This window comes from Enterococcus sp. S86.2 (genome assembly GCF_059834485.2).
Genome location: NZ_CM206813.1, coordinates 1901888 through 1926563 on the forward strand (window position 1 = coordinate 1901888; position 24676 = coordinate 1926563).

25 protein-coding genes and 1 pseudogene are annotated in these 24676 nt (G+C 36.8%); 4 read left to right on the forward strand and 22 right to left on the reverse strand.

Annotation, left to right across the window (positions count from 1 at the left end; translation table 11 throughout):
* Positions 1–73: 73 nt before the first annotated feature.
* The 6 genes from rnr to AC6R0T_RS08980 form a co-directional block, all read right to left on the reverse strand.
* Entirely contained in the window at positions 74–2446 is a 2373-nt protein-coding gene (gene rnr / locus AC6R0T_RS08955) for a ribonuclease R (RefSeq protein ID WP_303754694.1), read from the reverse strand.
* Between the two features lie 3 nt (positions 2447–2449).
* On the reverse strand, positions 2450–3199 hold the full coding sequence (locus AC6R0T_RS08960) for an alpha/beta hydrolase (RefSeq protein WP_206904961.1): 750 nt from the start codon (positions 3197–3199) through the stop codon (positions 2450–2452).
* A 107-nt stretch (positions 3200–3306) separates the two neighbouring features.
* A complete protein-coding gene (secG, locus tag AC6R0T_RS08965) occupies positions 3307–3543 on the reverse strand; it encodes a preprotein translocase subunit SecG (RefSeq protein ID WP_071865626.1) in 237 nt (78 codons plus the stop codon).
* 162 nt (positions 3544–3705) lie between these two features.
* Positions 3706–3975 carry a GNAT family N-acetyltransferase gene (locus tag AC6R0T_RS08970; protein WP_230709167.1) on the reverse strand — a complete coding sequence of 90 codons (270 nt, stop codon included), beginning with the start codon at positions 3973–3975 and terminating at the stop codon, positions 3706–3708.
* A 1-nt stretch (position 3976) separates the two neighbouring features.
* The gene (locus AC6R0T_RS08975; RefSeq protein WP_206904966.1) at positions 3977–4246 is read right to left on the reverse strand and encodes a (4Fe-4S)-binding protein; all 270 of its coding nucleotides are present in this window, start codon (positions 4244–4246) and stop codon (positions 3977–3979) included.
* A 142-nt stretch (positions 4247–4388) separates the two neighbouring features.
* The gene (locus tag AC6R0T_RS08980) at positions 4389–5333 is read right to left on the reverse strand and encodes an alpha/beta hydrolase (RefSeq protein WP_282462309.1); all 945 of its coding nucleotides are present in this window, start codon (positions 5331–5333) and stop codon (positions 4389–4391) included.
* 188 nt (positions 5334–5521) lie between these two features.
* On the opposite strand from AC6R0T_RS08980, the gene AC6R0T_RS08985 reads away from it, so the two are divergent.
* Positions 5522–6223 (forward strand): TIGR00266 family protein, encoded by a 702-nt coding sequence (locus AC6R0T_RS08985; protein WP_303754693.1) that lies wholly within the window; start codon positions 5522–5524, stop codon positions 6221–6223.
* Between the two features lie 137 nt (positions 6224–6360).
* Positions 6361–8085, forward strand: a complete 1725-nt coding sequence (gene spxB / locus AC6R0T_RS08990) for a pyruvate oxidase (RefSeq protein WP_303754692.1) — start codon at positions 6361–6363, stop codon at positions 8083–8085.
* 49 nt (positions 8086–8134) lie between these two features.
* Here the strand turns inward: spxB and AC6R0T_RS08995 are convergent, their stop codons facing one another.
* The 9 genes from AC6R0T_RS08995 to AC6R0T_RS09035 all read right to left on the reverse strand — a co-directional run bounded on the left by AC6R0T_RS08995 (position 8135) and on the right by AC6R0T_RS09035 (position 17108).
* A complete protein-coding gene (locus AC6R0T_RS08995; RefSeq protein ID WP_303754691.1) occupies positions 8135–9148 on the reverse strand; it encodes a branched-chain amino acid aminotransferase in 1014 nt (337 codons plus the stop codon).
* Between the two features lie 326 nt (positions 9149–9474).
* Positions 9475–11169 (reverse strand): oleate hydratase, encoded by a 1695-nt coding sequence (locus tag AC6R0T_RS09000; protein WP_230709174.1) that lies wholly within the window; start codon positions 11167–11169, stop codon positions 9475–9477.
* Positions 11170–11216: 47 nt separating this feature from the next.
* Positions 11217–11342 carry a methanol dehydrogenase gene (locus AC6R0T_RS09005; protein WP_206904973.1) on the reverse strand — a complete coding sequence of 42 codons (126 nt, stop codon included), beginning with the start codon at positions 11340–11342 and terminating at the stop codon, positions 11217–11219.
* Positions 11343–11543: 201 nt separating this feature from the next.
* Positions 11544–12935, reverse strand: a complete 1392-nt coding sequence (locus AC6R0T_RS09010) for a PH domain-containing protein (RefSeq protein ID WP_303754690.1) — start codon at positions 12933–12935, stop codon at positions 11544–11546.
* 33 nt (positions 12936–12968) lie between these two features.
* The gene (locus AC6R0T_RS09015) at positions 12969–13361 is read right to left on the reverse strand and encodes a GntR family transcriptional regulator (RefSeq protein ID WP_303754689.1); all 393 of its coding nucleotides are present in this window, start codon (positions 13359–13361) and stop codon (positions 12969–12971) included.
* Positions 13362–13465: 104 nt separating this feature from the next.
* Positions 13466–14404, reverse strand: a complete 939-nt coding sequence (locus AC6R0T_RS09020; protein WP_303754688.1) for a siderophore ABC transporter substrate-binding protein — start codon at positions 14402–14404, stop codon at positions 13466–13468.
* Positions 14405–14437: 33 nt separating this feature from the next.
* Positions 14438–15214, reverse strand: coding sequence for an iron ABC transporter ATP-binding protein (locus AC6R0T_RS09025; RefSeq protein ID WP_303754687.1), 777 nt, complete (start codon positions 15212–15214; stop codon positions 14438–14440).
* On the reverse strand, positions 15211–16164 hold the full coding sequence (locus tag AC6R0T_RS09030) for an iron chelate uptake ABC transporter family permease subunit (protein WP_303754686.1): 954 nt from the start codon (positions 16162–16164) through the stop codon (positions 15211–15213). Before AC6R0T_RS09030 ends, AC6R0T_RS09025 begins: the two co-directional genes overlap by 4 nt.
* The gene (locus tag AC6R0T_RS09035) at positions 16161–17108 is read right to left on the reverse strand and encodes an ABC transporter permease (protein ID WP_303754684.1); all 948 of its coding nucleotides are present in this window, start codon (positions 17106–17108) and stop codon (positions 16161–16163) included. The genes AC6R0T_RS09030 and AC6R0T_RS09035 overlap by 4 nt, the downstream gene beginning before the upstream one ends.
* A 204-nt stretch (positions 17109–17312) precedes the next feature.
* Here AC6R0T_RS09035 and AC6R0T_RS09040 point away from each other — a divergent pair, with 204 nt between their 5' ends.
* A complete protein-coding gene (locus tag AC6R0T_RS09040) occupies positions 17313–17765 on the forward strand; it encodes a MarR family transcriptional regulator (protein WP_230709512.1) in 453 nt (150 codons plus the stop codon).
* 149 nt (positions 17766–17914) lie between these two features.
* Positions 17915–19117: an MFS transporter gene (locus AC6R0T_RS09045; RefSeq protein ID WP_303754683.1), complete on the forward strand. Its 1203-nt coding sequence runs from the start codon at positions 17915–17917 to the stop codon at positions 19115–19117.
* 151 nt (positions 19118–19268) lie between these two features.
* On the opposite strand, the pseudogene AC6R0T_RS09050 reads toward AC6R0T_RS09045, so the two are convergent.
* The 7 genes and pseudogenes from AC6R0T_RS09050 to AC6R0T_RS09080 form a co-directional block, all read right to left on the reverse strand.
* Positions 19269–19379, reverse strand: a pseudogene (locus AC6R0T_RS09050) (hypothetical protein); the annotation flags it as partial.
* A 151-nt stretch (positions 19380–19530) separates the two neighbouring features.
* Complete coding sequence (locus tag AC6R0T_RS09055; RefSeq protein WP_303754682.1) at positions 19531–19971, reverse strand: DUF6557 family protein; 441 nt, start codon at positions 19969–19971, stop codon at positions 19531–19533.
* A 56-nt stretch (positions 19972–20027) separates the two neighbouring features.
* Positions 20028–20378 (reverse strand): hypothetical protein, encoded by a 351-nt coding sequence (locus AC6R0T_RS09060; RefSeq protein ID WP_231453407.1) that lies wholly within the window; start codon positions 20376–20378, stop codon positions 20028–20030.
* A 75-nt stretch (positions 20379–20453) separates the two neighbouring features.
* Positions 20454–21959 (reverse strand): coiled-coil domain-containing protein, encoded by a 1506-nt coding sequence (locus AC6R0T_RS09065; protein ID WP_303754680.1) that lies wholly within the window; start codon positions 21957–21959, stop codon positions 20454–20456.
* 16 nt (positions 21960–21975) lie between these two features.
* Positions 21976–22752, reverse strand: a complete 777-nt coding sequence (locus AC6R0T_RS09070; RefSeq protein WP_303754678.1) for a metallophosphoesterase family protein — start codon at positions 22750–22752, stop codon at positions 21976–21978.
* 11 nt (positions 22753–22763) lie between these two features.
* Positions 22764–22898 carry a hypothetical protein gene (locus AC6R0T_RS09075; protein WP_016171464.1) on the reverse strand — a complete coding sequence of 45 codons (135 nt, stop codon included), beginning with the start codon at positions 22896–22898 and terminating at the stop codon, positions 22764–22766.
* 530 nt (positions 22899–23428) lie between these two features.
* Positions 23429–24604: an ATP-binding protein gene (locus tag AC6R0T_RS09080; RefSeq protein ID WP_303754677.1), complete on the reverse strand. Its 1176-nt coding sequence runs from the start codon at positions 24602–24604 to the stop codon at positions 23429–23431.
* Positions 24605–24676 lie beyond the last annotated feature (72 nt).

Genomic DNA, 24676 nt, shown 5'->3' on the forward strand with positions numbered 1-24676 from the left:
GGGCTGAGACATTCCTATAATACCTGCTTTTAATTACAGATAAGCCCAACGCCTTTGTCCCAACCGCTTTTCATTATTTATGTTTTTTCTTTTTGACTCCTTTATAAAACGGTTTTTTACCTTTTTTCTTCTTATTATTTCCTAAATCAACTTTTAGTTGACCTTTTTTATCACCGGTCTTAGCTTTAGTTGTAGAATTTTTCTTGCGGAAGTTAGCAGGATTCGTGGTTTTTTTACCACCGCGATTTTTCCGACTCGTTTGTGGACGTGGTAATTGGGTAACTTCTTCTGCTGAAACCAATTCAAAATCAATTTCTCTGGTTTCAGGATTTGCATTGGTCACTTTTACCCGTACTTTTTGGCCAATTTTAAAAGTCATTCCTGTTCTTTCGCCAACGAGTGCCAGCTGTTGTTCAACAAAATGGAAGTAATCATCTTTTAAATTACTAATGTGAATCATACCTTCAATTGTATTCGGTAATTCAATGAAGATACCAAATTTCGTAATCGAGCTGATAACTCCGTCAAAGTCTTCACCAATATGTGCTTGCATGAACTCAGCTTTTTTCATAGCGTCAACTTCACGCTCGCACAAAACAGCCCGACGTTCCATATCAGAAGAATGATGGGCAATTTCTGGCAGCTTTTCTTGCCATTTACTTTGCATCTTTTTATCCGTAGTGCTTGCATAACTTCTAATTAAACGATGCACAATTAAATCGGGATAGCGCCTAATCGGTGAAGTAAAGTGTGTATAATAATCTGCCGCTAAGCCATAATGGCCTGCATTGTGTTCAGAATATTTTGCCTGTTGCATACTACGTAACAACATCATGTTCACAACCATTGCTTCGGGACGTTCTGCCACATCAGCAACAACTTTTTGCAAATCTTTTGGTGTAATACTTCCTTTAGTATGTTTAACTACCATCCCCAAAGCGGCAGTAAAATCAAAGAAGCGTTGCAATTTTTCTTCTTTTGGATCTTCATGAATACGATAAATAAACGGCAAATGCAACTTATTATAGTGCTCTGCTACTGTTTCGTTGGCTGCTAACATGAAAGATTCAATTAAACGTTCCCCAATGCCGCGGCTCCGTAAAACAATATCTTTGGGATGACCATCTTCATCTACTAAAACTTTTGCTTCGCGATCTTCAAAGCTAACCGCTCCTCTTTGTATCCGGCGTTGTTCCAAAATATGGTGTAACTCCGCCATTTCAAAAAACATCGGTACTAATTTTTCATACCGTTGGGAGACTTCTGGGTCATGATTTTCAATAATCGCGTTCACTGCCGTATAGGTCATTCGTTCACTAGTTTGGATAATACTTGGAAAAATAGCGTGTTTGACAATTTTCCCACTTGAATCAATCTCCATTTCACAACTCATAGTGAGGCGAGGCACGTGCGGGTTTAGTGAACAAATACCATTTGACAGCCGTTGGGGAATCATTGGAATAACGCGATCGGTTAAATAGACACTAGTTCCTCGCTCATAGGCTTCTTGATCCAGCGGGCTACCTTCTGTTACATAATACGAGACATCTGCGATATGCACACCTAAGAAAAAATTACCGTTTGCTAATTTTTTTACAGTAACTGCATCATCTAAGTCCTTTGCATCTTCGCCGTCAATTGTCACGATCAATTGGTCGCTGCGATCAATCCGCTCTGGAAAATCAGCAGGGTTGATTGTCTCAGGTACTTTGTCTGCTTGGGCTAAGACATTAGCTGGAAAACTGGTTGGAATACCATGGCTGATAACGATGGATAAAATATCCATGCCTGGGTCGTTTTTGTGGCCGATAACTTGTTTTATGATACCTTCAATGCTAGTCGGATAGCCTTTTTCTGGGTAATGGGTAATCTCCACAATGACAATACTGCCGTCTACTGGTTTAATACCCTCAGCAGCAACTAAAACTCTTAGGCCGTTAAAATTTTTATCCTTTGGTTTCACGCTGCCGTACAAATCACTTTCTGCGATTTCACTTTCATCAAATAACGTGAATTCACCCACGATTTGTTTGACCGCCCGTTGTCTAATTTCGACGACTTGCCCTTCGGCACCACGATCAGAAAAAGGATCAGAGACCTTCACAATATCAATGGCAACTGTATCGCCATCCATGGCAAAACCTGTGGCTTCTTTTGGAATAAAAATATCATCTTCTTCAGGATCGATGGTCACAAAACCAAATCCCCGCTCATTGGCGCGAAAAGTCCCCTCCACCAATACTTTTTGAGGTGGTAATTTAATTTTACCTTTTTTATTAAAGACAATAGTCCCTTCTCGTTCCATCACAGCGATTGTCTGGATGAGCACTTTAAAATCATTACTTTTTTGCAGCTTTAAACCTTCGGCAATTTCTTCGGCAGAAAAACTTTTCTTATTACTTGTAGCTAGAGAAGTTAAAATCTGCTCTTTGATTGTTGCTTTCATTTTCTACCTCTTTTCATTTAGCTTAGTTAAGAAGTGGATAACATCTTTTTCAAATTGTTGGTGCACCGGATCAACGGTAATGACGTGACCACTTTGGGCGTACCAGTCCAATGTTACATCTACTTGTCTTAATGCTGCGGCAGTTTTATATGCCGTTTTTGCATCAATCATTTCATCGGCACCGCCTTGGGCCAAGTAAACCGGCACCTGTACAGAAGAAAGATTTTGACTAACTCGCGCTCCTAGCGCTTCAATATTTTGCAATTGTTTATTTACTAGTGGTCTTAGCTCACTGAGCTTTGCTGCTAGTATATCACCACTAATTTTTTGACGTTGATAAATTTGTTTAGCATATAATAGGAAGTTTTCTTCGACATTATTTTCTGTTTTAAATAAAGGCGAGCAAAAAGCACCACCTGCTACAATCTCTGGGTAGCCTTTGGTTAATAAGTCCATGGCAAAAATCCCACCCATCGATAGGCCAAAAACAGCAATTTCTTCAAAGCCTTCTTTAACTAATGTAGAAAAAGCATTTTCGGCATCTTCTTCCCATCTTTTAAAATCTGTCATTAAAATTTCTTTGGGCTCCATAGTACCGTGCCCCAAAAAAAGTGGTGCATAGACAGTATAGTTTTCTTTTTCCAATGCTCGTGACAGCATTCTGACGTCATTGGGGCTGCCAGAATATGCATGAAAGAGCAAAACAGCTTTCTTTCCTTTTTTTGTAAAAAATGATGCTGGTTTTTTTTCCACGATTTCTCACCTCAATAGCCCAATTTTACCATAAAAACAAAAGAAGGCTGAAACCTGACGCTGGATACGCCATGAGTTTCAGCCAAAAAATGATCGGTTTTATCCGTTTATTTTGATGATAAAAAGGCTAATACAAATAACAAAATTAACCAAATAGCGCCCAAAACTGCTGTTGTACGCTGCATCACGGCTTCAAAACCGCGGGCTTTTTGTTTACCAAATAATTGGTCGGCACCGCCGGTAAAGGCACTGGCTGCACTATTTTGTTTGCTCGGCTGCATCATGATAGCGATAATAATGATGATTGAAAGCACAATCACTACGCCTAATAAAAAATTATACATTCGCCGCTTCCTCCTTAAATACAATTCATCTAGTTTACTTTAGCATAAATACTGCTAGATTGCCACAAGGAATAGTTTTAAAAAAAGACTTTAACCTTACCTCCTCCACCTAAAAACAGCACAACGAAGATAACCTTCGTTGTGCTGTTTAATAGGTAAAGATTATTTGCGTAATACGTCACCGTATTCTGGTTTTTCAGCAAATTCTTTTTTGGCAAATGGGCATAGTGGAATAATCTTTAAATCATCCCGACGTGCACGTTCTACGCCATGCAATACCAATTGTTCAGCAATTTTTTGGCCACGATATGCTGGGTCAACAAAAGTGTGATCGATAATCATCATATTATCAGCAGGTGACCAAGTCATTTCACCAATTTCTTTTCCATCGTCATATACTGCAAAGCGGTCTTTTTCTTCTTTAAATTCCATTTTAAACATCCTTCCGAATAAATTTTAATGCCCCTGTCGGACATGTATTAATAACGCGTGCATCTTCATCGGCGCTGGCATTGTCTGCTAAAATCCACGGTCTGCGCCCGACTTCAAAGACTGCACCATTTCCGCGAACACAATTGCCAACATGGGCACAAATGTCTTTGTTATAATAAATATCGATATCTTTGCCGGAGTACTTACGATACCCATCAGCAACTAGCATTTCTTCTGTGACTTCTTGGCCACCGATTTTATTACCTTCCATCTGATTGCCTCCTTTAATTTAAGTGTCGCTACTCTAATTAATGCGTATTAATCAGAACTATAACCACTTACATTTTATCAGTAGTGTCATTTTTAGACAAATAATTATCCTTTTAAAAAGATCCTGTCACTTTTACGTTACACTACCCTAAATTTTTTTCAATAAATGACCAAATTGTTTGCCAATAAGCTTCAGGCTGTTCTTTTTTAGCTTTTAAGTGCCCTACTCCTGCAAAAATTTTAAGCTCTTTTTTATCGGCGGTGGCTTCCATTAAGGTAACCGTTTCTTTCACTGGAATAAATTGATCTTCTTGGCCATGAAGAAACAAAACGGGCAAATGATTGCTCCCCAACTGTCGGCTGACAGATGCCTCTAGTAATGAATAGCCATTCCTTTTTTTGGCATATTGATTTGCCAGACCCATAAAGCGATTAACCGGATAGTTGGTTAAGCGGTGGAGTTGATATTTAAATGCACTATAAACGGAAGTGTAACTACTGTCGGCAATTAATAGCTTTACTTGAGGCGGTAATTTTTCCCCACTGGCCATCAATACCGCAGCCGCTCCCATCCCTTCACCATGTAAGATGATTTCTGCTTGTGGGTTATTTTCTGTAATTAAATTAATCCAAGTAATTAAATCTAGACGGTCTAACCACCCCAGGCCGATAATTTTGCCACTGCTGCGGCCATGGGCTCTAAGGTCTGGGACTAAAACATTATACCCTGCTTCAAAATACGTTTTAGCTTGGGCTGACATTTCATCAAAGCCCGTGCTCCGATAACCATGGACACAAATGACCCACCGGCTACTATCTTGCAAAAAAGTTGAAGCCACTAATTTTTCTTGGTCAAAACTAAGTGCGCCCCATTCATATTCAGTTAACCAAAAATTGTAAAGATCATCGGTAGGCTCTTCTTTTTTTGCATCTGGATTTAATGACGGCTGTCCTTTTGACAAATACCAATGATTGTCTCTTTCGACAATGGCATCGACAAAAAAACGCGCCCAACGCCTTAAGTAATGGTAATAAAACAGCAACCCAATTACTATTATTCCTAAAACTATTCCAATAATCATCAACATCCACGTCACCTATTTCTATCTAAACTCAACAATTCAGCTGCCCGCATAAACTTTCTCTTTGCATTTAGTTTATCATTTCAAAAATCAAACCACCATAAATAACCCTCTTCTTTGTCAGAAGTTAACTTTTTGCCCAAAAGCAAGTTTGTCATATAATAATAATATGAATGAGGAAAGAAGGTTAGCAAATGAAATACAAATTAAGCTCTACTTCGGTTTTTCCCTTAGTGGATATTGCACTACAAGAAGGTGAAGAAGTTCAAATCGAACCAGGTTCAATGGTTTATCACAATGGTTTAGTTACACTTGAAGGTCACATGAATAGTAATGGTAAAAAAGGAATCGGCGGTATGATGAAAGCCCTTGGTCGCTCATTGTCCAGTGGTGAAAGCTTCTTTATTACTAAAGTAAAAGGAAATGCAGAGAATGCCCAAGTTACGATTGCGCCTTCGACTCCTGGTACTATTCGAGAATTGCCAATTGGTCCAACACAATGGCGTTTAAATACTGGGGCCTTTTTAGCCAGTGAGAGTAGTGTCTCTTATACGATGCAACGCCAAAAATTAGAAGGTGCCTTATTAGGCGGTACTGGTGGTTTATTCGTTATGGAAACCGCTGGTGAAGGGATGATGCTGATCAATGGATTTGGCGATCTCGTAGAAATCACGATGGATGGTAGTCAACAGTTTGTTGTTGATAATGAGCATGTCTTAGCTTGGAGCAAGTCCCTTGATTATCACATTGAATTTGCTTCTGGCACTTTTGGTTTTAAAACAGGTGAAGGGCTAGTGAATCGCTTTTCTGGTCAAGGAAAAATTATTATTCAAAGTCGAAATATTGAAGCTTTTGCAGGCTTAATTGCGCCTTTTATTCCCACAAGCAGTAATTAAGTAAATGATTGCAGGCGTTTTACTTACTTTGAGTAAGATTATTGGTAATTTTTTTTAATTGGCGGTAACATAAAGACAGGTCAATAAAACGAGCGTTCTTTAAAGCGCGCGATATAAATAAGAAAGAAGTGTTTAAAATGACAAAAATCAATGCCGGCGTCGCAATGTTAAAAGTCATGGAAGATTGGGGAATTGATCATTTATACGGATTACCTGGTGGTTCCTTCAACTCCACAATGGATGCTTTATTCGATGAACAAAATCATATCAAATATATTCAAGTCCGTCATGAAGAAACTGGGGCACTAGCCGCTGCAGCTGATGCAAAAGTAACTGGCAAAATCGGTGCTGTCTTTGGTTCTGCGGGTCCTGGTGCAACACATTTGATCAACGGTCTATATGATGCCCAAATGGATCACATCCCTGTTTTAGCCTTACTTGGTCAAGTTGCATCAACAGCTATGAACACCAACGCTTTCCAAGAATTAAATGAAAATCCAATTTTTGCAGATGTTAGTGTTTACAATCGGACGGTTATGAATGCTGAAAGTTTGCCATTTGTAATCGATGAAGCAATTAAAGCAGCTTATCGCCACAGTGGTGTCGCTGTCGTTACTATTCCCGTTGATTACGGCTATGCTGAAATTGAAGACAACTTCGTTTCAACGGCTGCAACATATCAAACTGCAACAATTCAACCAAATGAAGCTCAATTAAAAGCTGCCTTGCCACTAATTAAAGAAGCAAAACAACCTGTTTTATATATCGGCCAAGGAGTTCGCGGTGGCGCCGACGTGGTTAAAGCTTTTGCTGAACACTTTAGTATGCCGGTTGCAGCCGCAGTTTTAGCTAAAGGTATTATTAACGATGACTATGAAAATTATTTAGGCTCTGCTGCACGTGTAGCAACTAAACCTGCTAATGAAGCCTTACTTAGTGCTGATTTAATTATTTCAGTTGGTAGCAATTTCCCATTTGGTAACTTTATGTTCAACAAAGGCGCTAAATTCATTCAAGTAGATATTGATGGTTCAAAATTTGGACGTCGTCATGATGTTGACGTTGCGATTTTAGGTGATGGTATTTTAACTTTACAACGTTTAACTGAACTTGGAGAAGCGCGCTCTGCTGACAATTGGTACAAAGCAAACCAAGAAAATATTAAAAACTGGCATAATTGGCGTCGTAGTTTCTACGATGATGCCCGCAAACCAATGCGTCCAGAACCCGTTTACAAAGAAATTAATCGAATTGCTGAAGATGACGCAATTTTCGTTGTTGATGTCGGGAATGTTACGACACATTCTGTTCGTCATTTGGAAATGAATGGCAAACAACAATTTACAACTTCTGGTTGGTTTGCTACGATGGGCTATGCGGTGCCAGGTGCAATTGGTGCTAAATTAAGTTACCCAGATCGTCAAGTCTTCACAATCAATGGTGATGGTGGTTTTGCTATGAATATGCAAGATATCATCACGCAAGTAAAATACAAATTACCAATCATTAACGTGATCTTAACGAACGATTCACTTGGTTTCATTGAAGCAGAACAAGAAGAAACCAATAAAGCAATCTTTGGTGTTGATTTATATGACGTTGATTTTGGTAAAGCAGCCGAAGCAATGGGAGCAAAAGGCTTTACAATTACAGACTACGATCAATTAGCCCCCGCTTTTGATGCGGCAAAAGAAAGTGATCGTCCGGTTGTTATTGAAGTGAAAATTGCAAACGATCGTCCATTCCCGGTTGATGCAATGGAACTTGATCCAAATAACTTCTCAGCAGAACAAATCAAAGCATTCAAAGAACGTTATGAAATTCATGACATGCCAAACTTAGCTGACTTATTAAAAAAGTAAAGTGAACAAAAAAGCAGTAGCGAAATTTCGCTACTGCTTTTTTTACGTTTTAAGCAAGCGTAATAATCCAACCTGCCGGCGCCTTTTTATCACCAAATTGAATGCCAGTCAATTCATCATATAATTGTTGTGTAACGGGTCCGACTTCTTTTTCAGAATAAAAGACGTGAAAATCATCCCCAAATTGAATACCACCAATCGGTGAAATAACCGCGGCCGTGCCGCAAGCCCCAGCTTCTTTAAAACGGTCTAAGTTATCCATTGGCACATCTTCTTCTAAAGCTTCTAATCCCAAGCGCTCTTTTGCTAGATACAATAAAGAATATTTAGTGATACTTGGTAAAATCGATGGTGATTTTGGGGTTACAAACTCATTTTCTTTGGTAATTCCAAAGAAATTGGCAGAACCGACTTCTTCAATTTTTGTGTGCGTTTCGGGATCTAAGTAAATACAATCCGAAAAGTTACGTTCTTGTGCTTTTTCTCCTGGTAATAAGCTAGCCGCATAGTTACCACCAACTTTGGCAGCTCCGGTTCCATTTGGCGCAGCGCGATCATAATCAGAAACAATAAAATTCGTTGGCGTCAAACCACCTTTAAAATACGCTCCCACCGGCATACAAAAAACAGTAAAAATATACTCTGGTGCTGCGTGAACACCAATATTTGGTCCCACGCCAATTAATAATGGACGAATGTATAACGTACCACCAGTACCATAAGGTGGCACAAATTCACGGTTTGCTGCCACAACTTGTTTAATTGCACCAAGAAAAAGCTCTTCTGGTACCTCAGGCATCAACAAGCGCCGCGCACTCCTATTCATGCGGGCACTATTTTGATCGGCTCGAAATAAATTTACTTTTCCATCTTTTCTGCTGTAGGCTTTTAAACCTTCAAAACATTGCTGACCATAATGTAAGGCAGTAGAGCCTTCGTGAATGGGCAAATATTCATCTTCTGTTAATTGACCCCTGTCCCACGCGCCATTTTTCCAATGGGCGATAAAACGATATGGTAATTTAATATAATCAAAACCCAATTCATCCCAGTTTATTTTCATGCCAAACCACTCTCCTTTGACCTATTCTTAAGGTGCTTTTTGCTATGGTACAACACTTTCAGGATTTTGTCATGAATTTTTTGAAAATTTCAACAATTATCCAAAAATAATAAGCCCAATAGGAAAAGCTGAAGGAATCATAAAACAGAGCCCTTTGAAAGACCAGACAGCGCTAAAACGGTCCAATCAATGTTTTTCTTGTAAAAAAATACTACTTTTAGACAAAAAAAGAATCTAAGCAGTGCCCACCTTGCCACTGCTTAAATTCTTCTTACAGGTTTCATATTTAAAGCTTCTTCAGCACAACTTAAACGCCAACCCCACTTTTATTCAAACATCTTTTTAGCGGCTCGTAATAAAGTTGGTAAATCTTTGTCGTAACGCGGTGTTTTAACCAAACGACTCATTGGAATACCTGCAAAATGGAAAGCCGCAATTTCACCAGAGCGCACAGCACTTTGTTCTGTGAAAATCATTTGGTAAGGTTGTTCCACAAATTCACCCGTGAAAGCCAAGTTGGTACTGTGTTTAGGAATTACTTTAGGACGGTCAACTTTCGCCCGATTGTTAAATAAAGCCGAAGCATAAGGCATATAGACAGGGATATTATTAATGATACTGTCCAAAATCTCTGCTTCTCGTTCTTTAATATTGACCGGACCTGGATCAACTTTTGATAGTTGACCAATCAATTCTTGCGCCATTTCTTTGCCTGTCATTTTAATGTATTGTTTATCGACAAATTCACCTCTGCGGCGTGGATATAAGAAGTAGCCCCAAATTACGGTTTCATTTGGTTTTTGCGTCGTAAAATGCGGTTGATGGTGGACTACAATCGACATATTTACATCCACTTGATTTAACGGCGTAATCGGAGTTGTTGATAAGAAAGAATTCAAGGCATTACCAGGTTCTTGTGTAGTAATTCGCGCAATCTCATTTAATAGCAAATGGTCTTTTGTTGTCAATGTAAAGCTGACCCATTCACTAGCGTCACGATCGGCAAAAAATTTATCTGGATTTCCAAGATTATAAAAACGTTCAGCCGCTTTTTTCCAAAGACTAGAGGCTGCACCATAATCCATATTTTCAACAGCCGGAGTAGTATAGTCACCCATTGTAGCCGCATCGGTAATCGAACCATTCGTGAAAATGACCGCTGTATCGTCATCGACTGGGACAAATTCTTCTTCGTTGGTTTGAGTGTTTAGCATGTGCAGACCAGTAACAGTAATTTCATCTTGCATTGTTGTTTCTTTAAATTCCCAATCTGTTACCAAACGATCTAAAACAATGGTAACTCCTTGATCTTTTAAATAGTTGATTAATGGTAACATGATACTTTCATATTGATTGTAGCGCGTTCTATTCACCCCAACTAAATGTTCAATTTGAGTGAATTCATAAATCATTTGATGCATGTAACGACGTAATTCTTGGGCTGAGCTTTTTGTCCGAAAAGCAAAAGTAGTCTCCCACATATACCAAAAGTTTGTTTCAAAAAACGTCGGTGAATCTTTGAAATATTCTGCAATCGTCACATTATCCAATTTTTCTTCTTCTGAGTCTGGCATAGCAATGAGTTTTGTTAACAACATTCTATCTTTATTGCTAAAACCTAAATGGCCCCCATCGATAATCCCTTTGCCACCTTGCATCAGCCGTGCTTTGTCAAATGTACGATGTTTGGCATCAAAATCACGCGTATCTTCTGCAGCAGTCATATTTTCTTCTGTCACCGATGGCACGCGTTCTAAAAGATCCATCAAATCAACATACGTCCGATAATTCAACATCCGACCACCACGGGCAATATAACCTTTTTGATTTTCTAAAGGGTGGTTTTCATTCCAATATTCATCGGTTGCATCTTTTAAGGGTGAACCATCATTTGAGCCATGATCATCCAATGAATAAAAGGTAATTTTATCGCCTGACCAATTTCCTTCTTGAATTAAATAAACCGCAGCCGCCATATTAGCAAGTCCGGCACCAATCATAATCGCTTTGTTTTTTCTCATCATAATTCCCTCCAATCAAAACATTACAGCAGGTAAAGTGCCCCCTGTTATGCTTCAAATTCGTCATACAAATGACTATCATCTTCAAAAAAGCCTGTTTTCTTAGCAATATAGGCAACCCCAAGGGATAAAACTGCAACCCCAATGCCTAAACGTAGTAATCCTTTTTTCATCATTGTCACTTCCTCTCACTGAAACTTTAAACCGGTCATTTTTCCTCTGATTTAAGAATAGCCCTGAAGATTTTATTGTGCAAAAATAAACTACTTTTTCACCTTATTTTTTAGACATTTTTTACTCATTGTCCAAAAATAAAACTTTTAAAAGTGCCAATATGAATTCCTTTACACAAAAAAAGCGCAGACCTCTTTTGTCTACGCTTTGCTATATGATTGAAGTTTCGTTACTAATTTTTGATAGAGTTGTTTGGTTTTCTGTTCTTCTTTAAAAGTGAAGTAATAATCACGATTTTTAGTCGTAATCTTTAAAAAGGGCTGGGAACGGTTGTCTAAATAAAGGGTCGCCTTTTTATCAGCAACCATGTAATAACCAGTACTGTAATCCTCACCACCGTAACCGCTCGTACGCTCTACTGGACTTTTTAATTTGTCAACCAAGGTCACCTGTTGAATATCGGCTAATTTGACTTCACTAGTAGCAGCAAAAGGCGCCTTTAAAACTAATTCATCTTCTTTTAACGCTGCTTGAAAAGGATCTTTGGTAAAATCCATCAAATAAATTGGAATTAAAGTAGCAAATAATACGCCCACTACCAAGAGGACAATTGCACCCATAAAAATTTTACCCATCGGTCTACCTAAATTCATGGTCATATTCAACCCAATTCGGTCCGGTAATAATAACCGATGGTCGCTTTCGTTAATATAGACACCAAAGCGCCAGTACTGATCTTCTCCTTGATAGCGAAATTCTGTCACTTGGCTTAAAAGTGCATCTTGTTTTTTCCGCAGTGAAATTAAATAGGCCACCAGTAAAAAACTAAAGCCAACCACCAGAATTAAAAGTAGCCAAACCGTGATTTGGGCCCAAAATCCACTTAATTGACTTGCAAAAAAGGGCATTGCTAAAGCAACTAAGATACCATAAGCGCTGCCAACGGCAACAACTGACCAGTCATGCTTAGTTAAATCGTTATATTGTCGATTAATGGTTTCATCCTTCGTTGGTGCAGAGACGGGCAAACGTTTCACGCCGTACAAAAGACCTGCAGAAATCAGCCCTCCAACAACCAAAGAAATCGATAAAATCACAGCATTATCGTTTTGACTTTTCAACATGATTAAAGCCAAGACAACAGACAAAATAAAGGCAGGGATTAAATATTTAAAACCAAGCATTTTTCGATTTTTAGTCTGAGTTAGCTTAGTATCAACCAAAATAGGAGTTACTGGTAATTGCCACCCTTTTTTTGCTTTCAGTTGCGCCATTTGACGAATGTAAAAAATCTCGGTCCCATAAAAAGCGCCCATGGGAATAAGCAGTAACAGCCAAAATAAAGTCATTAAAAAAGATTCATACTGTGTCAAAAACATCGTAAAATTCAATAGACTAAAAATCCCTGCAATCTGCCATAAACGCAACCGATACTTTTTGGTTAAAACCTTGACTTCTGGTTTTTCCAAGACTTCTTTTGGTAATGTATTTTCCAAAATAACATTTTTGTGGGGTTTAGCTGCGAGTCCCAATGAAAAAGCCATAATGACATTCACAAAAATAAGTACCCCAATTAAAATCACAACAAGCATTTTTCATTCCTTCTTTCTATTAAGCAGATAAAGCTAGTCTTTTTTTTCCTCCAGTTCTGGAAAATCCGACCAGATATCAGCAACAAACGTTTGTAATTCCACTTCTTTTAGTTGGTGAATTTTGGCTTCTGCTAATAGCTGTGCCAATCGTTTTTTTAAGTCTGTTTTGTCTGCCTCTTGGTATGCTTGCGGCGAAGTCACAACGGAGCCTTTTCTGCGGTCGGTAATTAAATAGCCCGCTTCTTTTAATTGATTGTACGATTTTGAAATCGTCATCGTATTAACGCCTAATTCGTCTGCCAATTGTCGTACCGTTGGCAAACTTTCACCGATTGCAAGTTCGCCAGTTGCGATCCCCATAATTATTTGCTCGCTTAATTGTTGGTAAATTGGAATTTCAGAACGTGTGTTGATCTCTAATAACATGCTCTCACCCCTTTGTATTATAAATTATAATACAAACAATACAAATTCGCAATAATAAAAGCGCACCTTAGTGACAATCACTAAGATACGCTTTTTGAAGAGTATTAAAAGGCTTGATTGACATTTTCAAGCATGATTTTAACAGACTCTAAACCTGAACCTGCCAGATACCAAACGCTTGGATCTAAACTAATGACCTTTTGATTTTTGCCAGCATCTGTTTGTTTCACTAATTCATTAGCGGCAACGTTATTTTGACTATCATCCCCACCAATTGCCTTCGTGCGATCTACGACAAAGATAATTGCAGGATTTTTTTCCAATACATATTCATAAGAAACATTTTGTCCATGTGTTGAAGCTTTGATTTTATCATCAGCTTCTTTAAAGCCAAAGGTATCATGGACAATGCCAAAACGAGAACCTTTACCATAAGCTGAGATACTGCCTTCATTTGCTAATAATACCAATGCCTTTCCACTAGTAGAGGCTTTTTTATGTGTGGCATCAATTTTTTCTTGTAACAAAGCAATTTCTTTTTTCGCTTTTGCTTCTTTATCGAAGATTTTAGCAATGGCGTTTACTTGTTTTTGAATCGAGCCCCACGTATCGTTATTATCCGTTGAAAAGAAAATCGTGGGCGCAATTTTTTCTAAATCTTTTTGAAAATCTTGTTGCCGCCCTGAAATAATAATTAAGTCGGGCTTTAATGCGTTAATTTTCTCCAGGTCTGGTTCTTTAATTCCACCTGCAGATTCAACTTTTTTATAGTCTTGTAAGAAATCAGGCAAGTTATCTGTTGCAGCACCCACTACTTTATCGCCAACACCTAAAACATTCATCGTATCTAAAGCACTATTGTCAAAGACGACTACTTTTTTTGGCGCTTTGGGCACGGTTATTTTGCCATTAGCATCTTGAATTGTCACTTCACTCTTATCTTTTGCAGCCGTTGACTCTTTTGTATCGGCACTACTATTATTACTACATCCGGCTAATACCAACATCACCGTTGCTATCACCATTAAAACTGTTTTTTTCATCATATCCTCCCAAAAAAAGTTATTGATAAGCGGTTAACCGCTAATATCTGTTGCGTCAAAATACATGCAGACTCGTTTTCCCATCAACTCACAAACCCGTACTTCCATTTCATAAAGCTCACCTAAAACTTCAGAAGTAATGACTTCTGCGGCTGTCCCTATCTTGAATAACGCACCATCTTTCAAGGCGACGATGGTATCGGCAAAAGCGGCAGCAAAATTAATATCGTGAATAACTAAGAAAATCGTTTTATTTGTTTCTTTTACTAATTTTTTTAAAAGGCGCATCATCTGATTAGCATGGTTCATATCTAAATTGTTTAATGGCTCATCTAATAAAATATATTCTGTATCTTGTGCTAAAATCATGGCGATATAGGCTCTTTGTAATTGCCCGCCAGATAAATTTTGCAACTCAGCTGCCGAGAGATCTGTCAAAGACATGGCAGCAATGGACGTAGATACAATTTTTTTATCTGCTTCATTTAAACGACCACGACTATACGGAAAGCGACCAAACGCGACTAATTCGGCTACTGTTAAGCGTGCTTGAAGTTGATTATTCTGCTTTAAAATGGCCAGTCGTTTGGCTAATTCTTTGGAATGCCATGTTCTGATTTCACCATTATCAATAAAAAGTTCTCCGCTAAATTCGCCTTGCAGGCGGCTCATAATACTTAACAAGGTACTTTTGCCGGCACCATTGGGACCAATAAAGGCAACGAGCTCACCTTTAGGAAGTTGGAGTTCGATTTTATCTAGAACAATTTTTTGTTGATACACTTTACTTACTTCTTTAACTTCAATCATGCCTTTTTCCTTTCCAAAATAATTTTAATGATAAAAAATAATCCCCCAATAAATTGGATTAAAATGCTGATTGTCGTTTTTAAGCCGAATACTTGTTCTAATAAAAATTGGCCGCCAACTAAAAAGATTACCGCAATTAAACTGGCTCCTACAAAAAGCTGGCGATGGTTTTCCTTAGGGAAGACTTCATAGCTAATGGTTGCAATCACAAAACCTAAAAAGATTGTGGGGCCTACTAAAGCCGTAGCAATTCCAGTAGCGGCAGCAATCAAAAATAGCAATAACTTTTGTAAAAAAGCAACCGAAATCCCTAAATTGACAGCTAAATCGACTCCTAAGTGCAAGGCATCTAACTCAGGGGTAAAATACCAGAAAAACCCAACAATGATCAGCAATAATCCTGCGCTGATAACTAAATGATGGCTTGAAACATTACTAAAACTAGCAAAAAGCCGTCCTTGCAATAAATCATATTCATTTGGATCCATTAAAACCTGCAAAAAAGTACTAATACTTGAAAATAAGCTTGAGGCAACCATCCCCACTAGTAAGAGAGTAAATAAGTCTTTTCCTGATTTTCCTAGAAAAAAAACAATAAAAACAACACTGAGTCCTGCCATTAAGATAATGTTCAATAAAAACAATCCCGTTGACTTTTCTGCCAAGAGATTCACACCACCTAGTAGAAAAAACAAGCCTGTTTGCACCAGTACATATAACTGATCAATTCCCAAGATACCAGGGGTTAAAAACTTATTTTGCGTCAATGTTTGAAAAGTAATCGTGCTAACTGTGGTTAAAATCGCAACTAAGATGAAGGCTAAAAGCTTCTTTCCTCGCAATTCCAAGGCAAAAGACCAATTTCCATATGTCCCATAACTTAGATATAGTCCTACTAAAAGGCAGGCTAAAAGCGTTAGCAATAGAACTTTTATCCCATAAATTTTCATGCAAATTTGCGCCTCCTTATAATTAACGTTAGAAAAATAATGCCACCAATCACCCCGACGACAACACTAACTGGCAACTCGTAGGGGGCAATTAACACGCGGGCCAATAAATCGCAAATTAATAAGAAGTTTGCACCGAAAATGGCAGTAAAAGCCAAGGAGTGATTCAAATGATCTCCGAAATACCACGTCACAAGATTTGGCACGACTATCCCTAAAAAAGGGATACTGCCGACCATGATTAAAACAACACTAGAGCCTAATGCGACTAAGCCCAAGACGCAAAACTGCATTAATTTAACATTCACCCCTAAATTTTGCGCCAAATCATCACCTAAACTTAACACCATAATTTGTTGTAACAACAAAAAAATAATGATAAACACCGGGATCGTTAAATAAATCAAACGATAATCTTCTTTCATAATTGTCGCAAAATTTCCTTGTAACCAAGAAGACATATTTTGCACCAACTGAAATTGATAGCCAAAAAAATTGGCAAGTGCACCAATCACATTACCAAACATCATACCTGTTAATGGAACGATTAATGGGTTATTTTTTGGCAATAGCCGGGTCAAAAATAGGAAAGCTAAAACACCAATGTAGCTAAAAATAAAAGCAACAAAGGAACGTTGCCAGATACTACTGTTGGGCATAAATAACATGACTAGTAAGATTCCAAAACGAGCTGAGTCCATCATGCCAATCGAACTCGTAGAAACAAAACGATTTTGTAATACCTTTTGCATCACAAGACCACAAACACTTAGCATACTTCCCGCTAAAACAATACTGACAGTCCGAGGTAAACGCGTTTCTTCTAAAAGAAGCCATTGGCTCTTTGTTCCAGCTATCAAACCAGTAAGGTGCATTTCTCCCACACCAATAAAAATTGAAAACAGACATAAAATGACAAGTAAAAAGATTCCTATTTTTTTCACATGCACAATCCTAACTATCTAATTGATAATGATTCTCACTCGCAATTAACTATACGCAATTATCTTCAAAATGACAATAGAAAATTGATGTTTTTTTATCGTTTTTTTCAACCTTTTATTTTTCTCTTTCAAATCTTTTACGTTGGTACCGATAAAAAACATGCTATACTTACGCCAGAACATATTTTATTGAAGGTGAAAATTATGCAGCGTCAACAAGTACTGATGGGTCAACTGATGGATTTAACGAATGAATTAGTTTGGCTCAATCGACCAGAAATGCAAAGTGCCTTAAAAGGGTATAAACTAAACGAAATTGAGTTGCTTGAAAAAATCGGATTACTCACTCATCCCAACGTAACCAAGTTAGCCAATGCTACTTATATGACCCGCGGTGCCATTAGTAAACTAACTAAAAAACTAATGGAAAAAGAGTTAATCACCAGTTATCAATTACCTGAAAATAAAAAAGAAATCTATTTTCGTTTAACAACTCAAGGAGAACACATTAACCAAACCCACCAAATGCTACATCAGCGCTTTGCCAATCGTGATAAAGAAGTTTTTACGAATATGACCGATGAAGAATTTGACACTGTTTTTCGTTTTATCGGCCGCTACCGTGAACACTTGAAAAAATTGCCAAAATCCCGCTAATCCCCTAGCTTACTCTAATCAATAATTTGTAAAAGCCACACACTTGAAAGTAAATCATGCGTGTGGCTTTTTTTGTTGACAAAGAAACATAAAAGTTTTACACTCGTTTTTGTTAACAAAGAAACAAAATTACATTGGAGGAAATTTCGATGAACCACTCTTATTCAAATAAACATGCATTAATTTTTGGTTTTATTTCAGTCTTTTTAACCGGACTAGGCCTAACGATTGTAAATCCAGTCTTACCATTTTTAGTCGCACCTTATGTTAAGGTTAGTCAACAAGCAAGCGTTGTAACATGTTTAGCCGCAGCTTATGCAACCGCACTGTTTTTAGCAGCGCCGATTTTAGGTGCATTAAGTGATCACTTTGGTAGACGCCCGATTTTGATTTTCAGTTTAATTGGGGCCGCCATCGGTTATAGTATTTTTGGTGTCGGTGGCTCGTTATGGCTATTGTTCTTAGGACGCATCATTGACGGCATTACCGGCGGTGAAATCGCAGCGATTTTCGCTTACTTTGCCGATATTACGCCCTTTGAAAAACGAACACAATATTTTGGCTGGATTAGCGCCATTGTAGGTATTGGTACCGCACTAGGACCAGTTATCGGTGGCTTGTTAGCTAATTTTGGTAACAGCACCCCATTTTTTGTTGGGGCCGCAATTAGCTTATTGAATGCAGCTTATGGTTTCTTTTTTATGCCTGAAAGCTTGTCACAAGAAAGAAGAAGTCAAAACATTTCTTTTCAAAAATTGAATCCTTTAAAGCAATTGCTTACCATTTTAAAGTTACCCATCATTAATCGCCTTTTATTTACCGCCTTTTTACTTTGGTTACCTAATGGCGGCTTGCAGGCAATTTTTTCACAATTTTCAATCGATACTTTTGCTTGGAAACCGACAATTATCGGTCTGATGTTCTCGCTGATCGGTATTTTAGATATTCTATCTCAAACCTTTATTATGCCTTTACTTTTGAAACATTTTTCCGATCAAAAAATTATCTCCTTGGGTATGACAGCAGAAATTTTCGGCTATCTCTTTATTGGTAGCGCCTATCTTACCCATCAAGCAATCATTTTTGTTTTAGGCATGATAATTTTTAGTTTAGGCGATGCTATCTTTAACCCTGCATTTAACGGCCTGCTTTCCAAATCTGCTGATGAAAATACCCAAGGACAAGTACAAGGCGGTGCCCAAAGCATCCAAGCTTTGGCACGGATTATCGGTCCTATTATTGCCGGGCAACTTTATCGCTTTAGCCACTTTAGCCCTGCTGTTTTAGGCGTTGTCTTTATCTCTTGTGCAATCTTTCTACGACAAATAAAAATACCGCTTCCTGTTAAATAAGAATTAGAAACAGCTATAAGAAAAGCTGAGTATGAAGCAGACAGAAACCAACTTCTTTAAAATGACTATTCGTGTAGAATTTTATATTTTTGCATAGAGACAAAAAAAAGACCACAGACAAAACTGTCTGTGGTCTTAAACTAAGCAATGATTATTTGTTTTTCAAGTTGTAGAATGCGTTAACGCCTTTGTATTCAGCAACTTCGCCTAATTGGTCTTCGATACGTAATAATTGGTTGTATTTAGCAATCCGGTCGGCTTTACCTGTGATTTTTTTCTTCTATTATATAAAGAATATTATCACTTCAGCATTGGTGCAACAACCCCTTCAAAATAGAAAGTGGGTAGTATTGCTAACTAGGTGTAATTTTCTTTTTAGAAATACTTGTCTATTTAACTAAAATGAGTTTACACTACTCCTCATACCGTTTTTTCATCTCAGATATTCGTTTTTGTTGCTCCTCCACTATCCATCCATCAAAGGTTAATTCCCAGATTACATCCCCAATAAGCGCTGCATTTTCTTGATATCCTTCAACAGGGTAATTCAATAGTTCAATGAGTGGAATAAAATCTATTGCATACATATCATCATCTTCATCTATGAGAGAAATATGCCAATAAATACTCCTCTCATCGAAGTCGTCTGTTTCCTGGTAAATAGACAATCTATATTTGCTTATTTCAAATTTAGCTTCAATTGATAATTCAACAGTCTTTAAGAAAGAATTTATCCGTTCATAAATCCTATCCGTTGAATAATCTGGCATAAATTGCTTTTGAAGATAAGTAATGACTTGTTCCTTTAATGATGTTATTAGAGAATTACGTAACTTATCACCTAGCGTCTTCATAACAAAATTCCTTCCAATTGTATGCGTATTAAAAATTCAACCAGAAACTAAACTCCTTACACTACCGTAATATTCTCTTCTAGTATACTATTAGGTAACTTAAGTGAATTAGCTAAATCATTAAACTCATTTTCTGATGATACTAAGATCTCTTCCATGACAGATCGAATCTTTTCAAAATATTCAGCGGGAATATGATCTCCCCCATCTATTTGATAGCATTCATTTTCATCATCGGTCACCATTGAAAGATCCGAAATAGATTGAAAATGATATAAAAAAGCTCTTAACTCCGCTACCTTTTTACCCTTGTCTAAAAAAACTTTAGTGTTCTTTTCTAGTTTTCTATAGTCATCCCAAATATAATCATATATATCTTTACCATCCATCGTCTTTTTCGTTCCCATAGATTATATACCTCCTGTTTTTCCAACTAAAACACATCGAATGTATTCTATACTATTTAAATAGATTATCATTTCTCAAATTTTTTGTTCGTCTTCCTCTTGGTTCCAATACAAATAATTCAATCGGATTAAGCCGTCCTCCTCATTTGCAAGTTTAAAGATCTGAATTTTCTTCTCTAAAGGATCAAAGGTTTTAATAAATGTTGAAATTGTGTGCGGAACACTGTCTAACATTATAAAAGAATAGTCTACAGAGCGAATCCTTTCAAAAGTATATTTTTCTCCTTTTTCATAGGCATCAATATATTCGACACTTTTTACATATTTAGCTAGTTGATTAACAAAAGCTTTTACATGCTTGTTTCCAACTACCAATATTGATATTTCAGCAGCCCATTTTTGTACTTTCTCATTAGCAAATGGATGATTTATCTCTTTTCCTGCCCTTAACTCAGTTTTCTCTTTTTGGTTTTTCTTGCTTGAGTTAGTTTTTTCAACAATCGGGTAACAATATCCTAATGAGACAGAGTCAGGATTTTCCAATTTCCGAAATACTTGGATTGCCATGCCATCTATTAATAAATCTTTTCTTTTAAATCCTTTATGAACAGTTATTGGTAACATTATTTCATTGTTGATATCATGAAAATACAATGCATCGCCTTTTCTTACTTCCAAAAATCCGTATAGAACATCAGACTTATTATCACTAGGTTTCTGTGAATTATACTTAAATATCCATTGGTACTTCTCAAACAGCGTGTTCAATTGATTAAAGCTTCGAAAAGTACGACTATCTAATTGTTGGATTAGTTTTGGAATAACATCTTGTGCATTAGTACTTTTCAATCTATGAATGCTTTTTTGTAATTTATTATAACGAGCTTGCAGAGAATCTTTTTCCTTTTGTAATTTTTCAAATTGTCGATCTTTCCGAGCAACTATCTTCTGATACTCAATTTTGCCATCTTTTAAGTCTGATAATTCTTTCTCAATATTTCTAACTTTTTTATTGATATTTTGTTCACGATTTTGAACCTTACTTACATATTTACTGTTCTTTATCCGCTCATGTATTAAAAATAGTATTGCTTCATTTCTTAATTCAAGTTCCTTGATAGAATCATTATCACGATCCCAACCTGCAGCTTGCAACTCCTCCAATAATTGAGTTGCTTCTTCCAGCTCATGTCTAGCTTGTTTTCTGATATCATCAGCTTCTTTTAACACATCATTAATACGTTCAGAAGAAGCTTTTTCGAGTTCCTTTAAGTTAGATTTTGCAATTCTACATTTTTTCCTCTCGATTGCTGCCTCCTTTTTACAATTGTTGAGTTCACGCTTTAACTTAGAAATTTGATTATTAAGTCTAACTATCTCATCTTGCTTAGATTGGTCTAAAATCTTCTTATTATCTTTCTTGATTGAATCAGAGGAGCCTTTTGAACCTTCTGACTTTGCCCTATTTTTCTCCTTCGCTCTCATCCGCTCCAGCAAATTATCACGCTGATTATCTTGATTCTCTTTATTGGTATTTTCAACTTTTTTGATATGACTCGGTTTAATATCGTATCTCTTCACTGATTGATCACCACTTTCAAATAGTAAATGATTGAATCGATAGTTCGTTATCTTCCCAAGGATAGCCAATCGCATTCATATAAAAGACAACTCCCTGTTTTTCAAAACTATCAACTAAATGTTGATGACCACAGATCCATCGTTTCGCTTTAAAATCATTTACTGAAGAAACGTAACATTCATTAAATGGAAATAAACTCTTTATAGGTTGAACTGGAGGGATATGACTAACCATGACATCAATATCAGCTAATGAATTATAGAAAGACAAATCTTGATCATGGTATTCCTTCCAAACAGATGTAGAATTATCCCGACAAGAAAAAATAAATTGGCTGTCATTACTTTGATTTTTATAAAACTCAAAGCTCTTTGGTGAAGTTAAGTTGTACCATAATCTCGTCCCAGCAAATTTTACGTTATCAATTGTAATAACTTGATTCTGAAGAATATGAACATTAGCAATTTCACTAAAATGATTCTGTATTTCTAACAAGCGATTCTCTGAGCAGTAATCATACTTTTTCCTTTGCGACTGTGATGTAAGATAATGATCATGGTTTCCAAAGACAACCAATACATGCCGATAATACAAGGCAAAAGTTTCAATCATCGTAATAGTTTGCAAGTTGTACTCCGAATAATCTCCTGCTAGGACTAATACTTGACCCTTGGAATTAGAAATAAAGTATTTCTCAATAAATACTTGGACTTGATCAGACTGCTTCTGCGGATTCTTTTTTAGCGAAACGTAATGACTTAAATGTAAATCAGATACATAATCAATTTGCATAGGTTTTACCATCATATCGAAAGTTTTAATCCAGCTTTATTGGGGATCCTTTTGGTAACCGTTTTAATTAATTCATCAGGAACCACAATGGCTAGTTTTTCCTTTCTACCTTTCTTACTGATATCTACTACTTCAATTTCTTGCACTACTCATAACTCCAGTAAATTTTTATGGCGAGTGAATAAACCAACTTCCTAATTCTTGGCATAAAAAAATGAGCCTTTTCGAGAAAATCATCCCCCCATTTTTCTGAAGACTATTCATACGAATTATTTTCTTTTTAGGTAAAATCATGCTAGCATATTTAAAGAATAATATAGATAACAATTATAGTAAATATAAATTTAACAAAAACCTATATAAAACAATAAGCAAGTCAACGCTACGACTAGTTTAAATAACCAATTATCATTTATAAAATGTGGATTTTATAAATCTCCAGTAAAATAATAAAAACTCCTCCACTAGAATCAATATGTATATTATCCTGTTTAAATACAACTTACCTCTGACAATGAAGCCTCCAAATACCGATTATTAACCGATAAATGACCAAAATAAAAAGTGGTAGTTCCCTATTTGCTTTCTCACTAAAAGGAACTATCACTTTATCACTGTTTATTTTATGCTTCTTCAAATTAGCTTACTTCCACAATAGGACAAGCTACTTGATAATTTATTCTAATAACCAGTCAACGATATATTTAATCTCGATATCATTCTCTTGCTTTATCTCTTGATAATAGCTGCTAACCAACATCTTCTTACAATTGTCATTAATTTTATTGAAACCTTCCGTTGCATCAATAGCCTCTGACAAATCAAAAACTCTCCTAACATATACAGTCTCATCTAGCCGTGTAGCGACAAATCCTATTTCTCTATTATCCAAATAGCCAACATCAACATGATAGCCTCGTCGCTTTAATTCCATATATACAATGCTTTCCATAGAACTAATGTTATCAGCAGCTTGTCCAAGCGTACTTCTATTCAAACCAGAATCAACCACGAAATACTTGCTATTTGTTTTTAGATACTCATGATTCTCAATGTCATATTTCTTTACTTTATCAAACAGATAGCTTGTTTCCAAGAGATTTAGGTATCGTCTTACTGTAGGGACAGAAGTTACTACTCCTCTATCATTCAAAGTATTCGAGATTTTAGATGCATTCAAAAATGAGCCAATATTCGTTAACAAAAAACTGATAACACCTTTTAATGATGCTGAATCTTTGATAAATGATTTATATACAACATCTCTTAAAACACTACTAGCAAATATTCCTTGAAGGGCTGTATTTTTTGATTCTTCATGTGTTAGCAAGACTGCTGGCATCCCACCATACTTCTCAAATTCATCATAAACTTCATCGATGGTCTTTGAATCTGATGACATCTGTTTCACCTGTAAAAATTCTTTGAATGACAACGGATGAACTGAGATCTCACTACAGCCACCATATAATTCGTCTGAAAGGACATCAGAATTTGAGCCAGCTATCATAACATCACAATCAGAATTGGCTTTTAGATCATTTATCACTTGTTGCCAACCAGTTACTAATTGTATTTCATCAAACAACCAGTAGATTCCATCTTGGATTTGAAGGTTCAATTTGTTTAAAGCTGTTCTTAACCTCTCTTGATTGTTGATAGATTGACAGTCATAACTTTCGAAATCCATATAGACAATATTCCTATCTGGTATCCCTTCATTGATCAAGTGTATTTTATATAACTTCATTAAGGATGATTTTCCCGAACCACGAACTCCAGTCAAAATTTTGATGGCATCAGAATCTTTGAGCTGTATCATCTTATTTAAGTAGATAGGCCTTTCGAACACAATTCTCCACCTCAATGCTTCCTTGATTCTATTCAACAGATTTAAAGTTTCGTTTAAATTATCATGAAACTA

Excerpts from the sequence above, each read along its gene's own strand:
- rnr (WP_303754694.1), bottom strand. The coding sequence starts at position 2,446 with ATGAAAGCAACAATCAAAGAGCAGATTTTAACTTCTCTAGCTACAAGT.
- secG (WP_071865626.1), bottom strand. The coding sequence starts at position 3,543 with ATGTATAATTTTTTATTAGGCGTAGTGATTGTGCTTTCAATCATCATT.
- AC6R0T_RS08970 (WP_230709167.1), bottom strand. The coding sequence starts at position 3,975 with ATGGAATTTAAAGAAGAAAAAGACCGCTTTGCAGTATATGACGATGGA.
- AC6R0T_RS08975 (WP_206904966.1), bottom strand. The coding sequence starts at position 4,246 with ATGGAAGGTAATAAAATCGGTGGCCAAGAAGTCACAGAAGAAATGCTA.
- AC6R0T_RS08980 (WP_282462309.1), bottom strand. The coding sequence starts at position 5,333 with ATGTTGATGATTATTGGAATAGTTTTAGGAATAATAGTAATTGGGTTG.
- AC6R0T_RS08985 (WP_303754693.1), top strand. The coding sequence starts at position 5,522 with ATGAAATACAAATTAAGCTCTACTTCGGTTTTTCCCTTAGTGGATATT.
- spxB (WP_303754692.1), top strand. The coding sequence starts at position 6,361 with ATGACAAAAATCAATGCCGGCGTCGCAATGTTAAAAGTCATGGAAGAT.
- AC6R0T_RS08995 (WP_303754691.1), bottom strand. The coding sequence starts at position 9,148 with ATGAAAATAAACTGGGATGAATTGGGTTTTGATTATATTAAATTACCA.
- AC6R0T_RS09000 (WP_230709174.1), bottom strand. The coding sequence starts at position 11,169 with ATGAGAAAAAACAAAGCGATTATGATTGGTGCCGGACTTGCTAATATG.
- AC6R0T_RS09005 (WP_206904973.1), bottom strand. The coding sequence starts at position 11,342 with ATGAAAAAAGGATTACTACGTTTAGGCATTGGGGTTGCAGTTTTATCC.
- AC6R0T_RS09010 (WP_303754690.1), bottom strand. The coding sequence starts at position 12,935 with ATGCTTGTTGTGATTTTAATTGGGGTACTTATTTTTGTGAATGTCATT.
- AC6R0T_RS09015 (WP_303754689.1), bottom strand. The coding sequence starts at position 13,361 with ATGTTATTAGAGATCAACACACGTTCTGAAATTCCAATTTACCAACAA.
- AC6R0T_RS09020 (WP_303754688.1), bottom strand. The coding sequence starts at position 14,404 with ATGAAAAAAACAGTTTTAATGGTGATAGCAACGGTGATGTTGGTATTA.
- AC6R0T_RS09025 (WP_303754687.1), bottom strand. The coding sequence starts at position 15,214 with ATGATTGAAGTTAAAGAAGTAAGTAAAGTGTATCAACAAAAAATTGTT.
- AC6R0T_RS09030 (WP_303754686.1), bottom strand. The coding sequence starts at position 16,164 with ATGAAAATTTATGGGATAAAAGTTCTATTGCTAACGCTTTTAGCCTGC.
- AC6R0T_RS09040 (WP_230709512.1), top strand. The coding sequence starts at position 17,313 with ATGCAGCGTCAACAAGTACTGATGGGTCAACTGATGGATTTAACGAAT.
- AC6R0T_RS09045 (WP_303754683.1), top strand. The coding sequence starts at position 17,915 with ATGAACCACTCTTATTCAAATAAACATGCATTAATTTTTGGTTTTATT.
- AC6R0T_RS09055 (WP_303754682.1), bottom strand. The coding sequence starts at position 19,971 with ATGAAGACGCTAGGTGATAAGTTACGTAATTCTCTAATAACATCATTA.
- AC6R0T_RS09060 (WP_231453407.1), bottom strand. The coding sequence starts at position 20,378 with ATGGGAACGAAAAAGACGATGGATGGTAAAGATATATATGATTATATT.
- AC6R0T_RS09070 (WP_303754678.1), bottom strand. The coding sequence starts at position 22,752 with ATGCAAATTGATTATGTATCTGATTTACATTTAAGTCATTACGTTTCG.